1 pseudogene is annotated in these 641 nt (G+C 63.5%); it reads left to right on the top strand.

The window, feature by feature from the left end:
- Positions 1-81 precede the first annotated feature (81 nt).
- A pseudogene (locus J0F76_RS20750) lies at positions 82-641 on the top strand (transposase family protein); the annotation flags it as partial.

The following is a 641-nucleotide window of genomic DNA, read 5'->3' as shown; positions in this document are numbered from 1 at the left end:
GGTGAGCGCGCGCGCCATGGTGCCGGTCACCGCCGCCTGGCCTGATTTTACCCCGCCGCGTGGCCGGATTTTGCACCGCCGTTGACACGGTGGGTCGAGAACCCGTATTACCAGCACTTCACTGGCGAGACGTTCTTTCAGCACCGCTTGCCGATTGACCCGTCATCCCTGACCCGCTGGCGCAAGCGCATCGGTGAAGAAGGTGTGGAGTGGCTGCTGACCAAAACCATCGAGGCAGGTCGGGCTTCTGGCGCCGTCACCGACAAGGGTCTGAAGCGGTTGGCTGTCGATACGACCGTGATGGAAAAGACCATCGCTCATCCGACAGATGCGCGGCTTTACGAGCGAGCGCGCGTGTTGCTGGTCGGCTTGGCGAAGGACGCCGGGATCGATCTGCGCCAGAGCTACGCGCGGCTTGCTCCGCGACTGGCAGCCCAAGTTGGACGGTATGCCCATGCCCGGCAGTTCAAGCGCATGCGCAAGGCCTTGCGCCAACTCAAGGGCTATACCGGAAGGATCCGCCGGGAATTGCGCCGTCACTTGGAGGACATCCCCGAAGGTCCGCTGCGCCAAAAGGTGCTGGAGGCGCTCTGGCTGGTCGGCCGCCTGCTCGAGCAGACGCCGAAGAGCAAGAACAAAAT

The sequence above is a fragment of the Paracoccus fontiphilus genome (assembly GCF_017356265.1).
GTDB classification, from domain to species: domain Bacteria; phylum Pseudomonadota; class Alphaproteobacteria; order Rhodobacterales; family Rhodobacteraceae; genus Paracoccus; species Paracoccus fontiphilus.
This window is presented reverse-complemented; position numbering and strand designations above follow the sequence as displayed.